General features: G+C 60.6%; 2 protein-coding genes. Both read left to right on the top strand.

Annotated features, from left to right (window positions below; genetic code table 11):
- Positions 1-351 precede the first annotated feature (351 nt).
- The gene (locus tag R6U20_RS01465) at positions 352-3048 is read left to right on the top strand and encodes a valine--tRNA ligase (RefSeq protein WP_410336095.1); all 2697 of its coding nucleotides are present in this window, start codon (positions 352-354) and stop codon (positions 3046-3048) included.
- A gap of 565 nt (positions 3049-3613) precedes the next feature.
- A partial coding sequence (locus tag R6U20_RS01460) for a hypothetical protein (protein ID WP_410336094.1) occupies positions 3614-4535 on the top strand: 922 nt, incomplete at its 3' end.

Raw genomic sequence — 4535 nt, 5'->3', positions numbered from 1 at the left:
CAATGAATGAACGTATAAGTGGGCTGGAGCAGACAATGAACACGCGCTTCGAGGCAATGCGGGCAGATCTTGAGCACCTGATAACTTTACGCATGGCCTGGGGGGCAGGCTTGCTGGCGCTGTACATTACGCTTCTTGGGTATTTAACAGCATAGTCGGTTTCCGTTCGTGGTAACATGCTCCCGCATCGGTGGGGGCATCCTGTAAAAATCAGAGGGAAACCCTTCGGCGTGGCATCGCTACACTGCGCATTGTACTGCATGCGTGCTACATTACAGGATGTGCATGCGTCCACGACGCCCGCACGTATGCGATGAACCGCCGCTGCCGCTCACCAACCCCTGCATCCCTATGGCCGAATCGGACACAGGCCCCGCCTCTACCGTCTATGACCCCTCGCAGATCGAAGACAAGTGGTACCGATACTGGGAGGAGAACGACTTCTTTAAGGCCAACGACGATCCGGAGGCGTCGTCGTACAGCATCACGATGCCGCCGCCGAATGTGACCGGGCGGCTGCACATCGGCCATGCGCTGCAAGATTCGATTCAGGATGCGCTCACCCGCATCCACCGCATGAAAGGCGACGAAACGCTCTGGATGCCGGGCCTCGACCATGCGGGCATTGCCACGCAGAATGTGGTGGAGCGCAAGATTGCAGAGGAAGACGACCTGACGCGCCACGACCTGGGCCGCGAGGCGTTCGTGGAGCGCGTGTACGCGTGGAAAAAGGAGTACGGCGACATTATCCTGCGGCAGAAGCGCACCCTGGGCGACTCGTGCGACTGGGAGCGCAGCTACTTTACGATGGATGAAGACTTCTCGCGGGCGGTGCAGGAGGTCTTTGTGCAGCTCTACGAGGACGGCCTCATCTACCGGGGCGACTACCTCGTGAACTGGGATCCGGCCAACGAAACCGCGCTCTCGGATGAGGAGGTCAACAACGAAGAGCGCGCCGGGCACCTGTGGCATGTGCGCTACCCGCTCGTTACCGACGGCGAGCCCGACTACGTCACCATTGCCACCACGCGGCCCGAAACCATTCTGGGGGATACGGCGCTGGCGGTGCATCCCGACGATGAACGCTACCAGCACCTGGTGGGACAGACCGCCCGCGTACCGGTGCTCGACCGCGAGATTCCGATCATTGCTGACGAATACATCGACAGCGAGTTTGGCACCGGCGCGCTGAAGGTGACGCCTGCGCACGACGAAAACGACTTCGAGATCGGGGAGCGTCACGACCTCGACACCATCAATGTGATGAACCCCAACGGCACCATCAACGCCAACGGCGGTCCGTACGAGGGGCTCGACCGCTTTGCCGCACGCGATAAGATCGTGGCCGATCTTGATGCCGACGGGCTCCTTGCCGATGTCGAAGAGCACACGATCAACGTGCCCGTCTCCGACCGCTCGGGCGCGGTCATCGAGCCGCTCATTTCGCGGCAGTGGTTTGTGGAGATGGAGCCGCTTGCCGAGCCTGCCATCGAAGCGGTGCGCGACGGCACGATCACCTTTCACCCGAAGCGCTGGGAGAACGAGTACTTCCGCTGGATGGAGAACATCCGCGACTGGTGCATCTCGCGGCAGCTTTGGTGGGGGCATCAGATTCCGGTGTGGTACTACACCGACGACGACGGCAATCCCGACCCGGAGCGCGGCTACGTGGTGAGCGTAGACCGTCCCGACAACGACGAGGAGATGGTGCAAGACGAAGACGTGCTCGACACGTGGTTCTCGTCGTGGCTCGCGCCGTTTGCCTCGCTCGGCTGGCCCGATGACACCGACGCCCTCAAGACGTTCTACCCGACCGATGTGCTGGTGTCGGGCTACGACATCCTCTTCTTCTGGATTGCCCGCATGGTGATGGCGGGCTATCACTTCACCGGCAAGCCGCCGTTCACGGAGATCTTCATCACCGGCATGGTGAAAGACGAGCAGGGTCGCTGGATGTCGAAGAGCCTTGGCAACGGCATCGATCCGCTCGAAATGGTCGATCAGTACGGGGCGGATGCGACGCGCTTCACCCTCACGCTGCTCTGTGCGCAGGGCCAGGACATCAAGCTGGCGCCGTCGAAGTTCGAGATGGGCCGCAACTTCGCCAACAAGATCTGGAACGCCTACAACGTCTTCGGGCAGTTTATGGAGACAGATGCGCAGGGGCATCCCATGCGCACCTACACCGATGGGCGCGATTTCGAGGAGCTGGAGATGGTGGAGCAGTGGATGCTGCACCGCCTGCACACCGCGATTGGCGACATTGAGGACGCGCTCAGCCGCTACCGTCTCAACGAAGCCGTGTCCATTGTCTACGACGTGTTCTGGCGCGACTACTGCGACTGGTACCTGGAGCTCATCAAGCCGCCGTACGGCGAATCGATGGATGAGCAGGTGATTGCCCGCGCTGCGTCGATCTTCGAGACGCTGCTCCAACTGCTGCATCCCTTCATGCCCTTCGTGACCGAAGAGCTGTGGTGGAAGGTGCGTCCGCGTGAGGAAGGCGACGCGTGCATTGTCTCCGACTGGCCGACCGCCGATGCGATTCCCCACGATGCGGCCACGCACGACACCTTTGCGCATCTGCAAGAACTGATTTCGGGCATCCGCAGCATCAAGAGCGATTACGGGGTGGGGGCTGGAACCGAGGTAAGCGCCGTTATCAGTCTGCCAGAAACGGCCACCGACCGCGCCGCGGCAATGCAGGCGTATCCGGACTACTTCGAGCAACTGGCACGCGTCACAGACCTGACCGTGGGCCATGATCTGGAGAAGCCTACCGCCAGCGCATCGGTCGTGGTGGAAGACAGCGAGGTGTTTGTGCCGCTAAAAGGGATGATCGACCTCGACAAGGAGCGCGAGCGCCTGAAGGCGACCATCGCCGAGAAAGAGGGCTTTCTGAAGAGTGTGGAGGGCAAGCTGCAGAATGATCAATTCGTGACCAAAGCGCCCGACGATGTGGTGGAGCGCGAACGCCAGAAAAAGCGTGACGTCACTGCCGAACTGAAGCGCCTGCGTGCGAATCTCAAGGATCTGAAGCAGGTGTAGCCGCCGGGCAGTTGTTGGAGGGATAAGCCGAGTACCGGGCGCATGGTTCGGGGCCGTAGGTCATGCCTGTTCTGCGAAGGGGCCAACAGGTCATCCGGTGCGGGAATCTCTTTGAGGTTAGCGGAACCAAGGGCTGATCGCTGTTTTCCTCTGGTCTGATTCCGTCCATTCCGGAGCGATTCCTCTGCCGACGGCTGTCGGTATCGGAATGACGCGCCGGGGGATCGGGAATGCTGGTTCTGTGAAGGCTCGCTCAGGTTTTGTCGTGTACTGTACATTCACGCTTCCATACCTCCATCCTTCCCCCCCAACGAAGCATGCGGAGTTTGGTATAATTACATGTTTGCAATCGATTGCGCTAATTAGTAAAGTGAAAGTTCATCCTCATCCCATGTAAACTCCCGGGATGAATGTCCCCCCTGGTCCCCTACAGTTATGTCCCCTACATGCCTATCGGCCCCTGTCTTAGTGAGCGCCGCGGACGCAATTACGTAGAAAGTGAGACGCAAAGAAGATGAACGCGCGTTCGGCGTTCTGCTGAGATCGGCAGGCTGTGCCCTCTGCTATGCCGACTATTGTACGTATCCTGCTGATTGTTTCAGCACTTCAGGTTACATTATGGAGTAGTTCGCCTCCAGCAGCTTACGCGCAGGACAACGTCCCCTATCACCGGTTTACAGCCTATGAGGGGTTGGCCGACCGGGCCATTACGGCGCTTGCGCAGACCGACAACGAACAGCTCTGGATTGGCACCGAGACAAGCCTTTCGGTGTTTGATGGGCACACCTTTCGCTCGGTGCCCATGCCGGAAAAAATCGGTACGGTCTACGTGAGCGACATCCAGCCTGCCGATTCCAGTGCGGTGTGGGTGGCTGCCTCCGTGGGGGATGCCGTACGCGTGCGCGGCGATAGCGTGGAGCAGGTGGTCGACTTCGGTGATGAACTCGTTCAGCGCATTCTGCCCGGGCCCGACACCACGCGATTCTTGACGCGCACGGCGATGTGGACGTGGACGCCGGGGGACGAGGACCCCACACGGCAGCCGTATGGATACGACATCCAGACGCCGCTCGACGAGGAGGAGTCCACCACGATCGGGGCGGGCGTCTTCAATGCGGAGGTACATCCCGACGGGACCACCTGGGTGGTTGACGGGCGGCACGGACCCGGCGTGCTTCACGATGATGGCACAGTCGACTTTGTGTCGGGCGGTCCCACCGGCGAGCCCGGTGCGTACTGGTACACGCTGCGCATCGCCGAGAACGGGCGCGTGTTTGCGCTCCACGACGAAGCCGTGTACTGGATGGACCCTGATAGCACGCGGCGTATGGCAGAGGAGCCGCTGGCTACCGATCTGGGCGACCCTACGTATCTGTCCGTACATGGCACCGATGTCTACGCCACGCGGGGCCGCATCATTGAGCGCTACGATGCGCGTACGTTAGCTCCTAAAGACACATTAGGTGCACAACAGGGGCTTCCCGATG

The sequence above is a fragment of the Longimonas sp. genome (assembly GCF_046498435.1).
In the GTDB taxonomy this organism is placed as follows: domain Bacteria; phylum Bacteroidota; class Rhodothermia; order Rhodothermales; family Salinibacteraceae; genus Longimonas.
The sequence above is the reverse complement of the archived record's forward strand: the minus strand, read 5'-3'. Positions and strand labels throughout refer to the sequence as shown.

Bases quoted from the DNA above. Each gene is read 5' to 3' on its own strand.
- R6U20_RS01465 (WP_410336095.1), top strand. From the start codon at position 352: ATGGCCGAATCGGACACAGGCCCCGCCTCTACCGTCTATGACCCCTCG.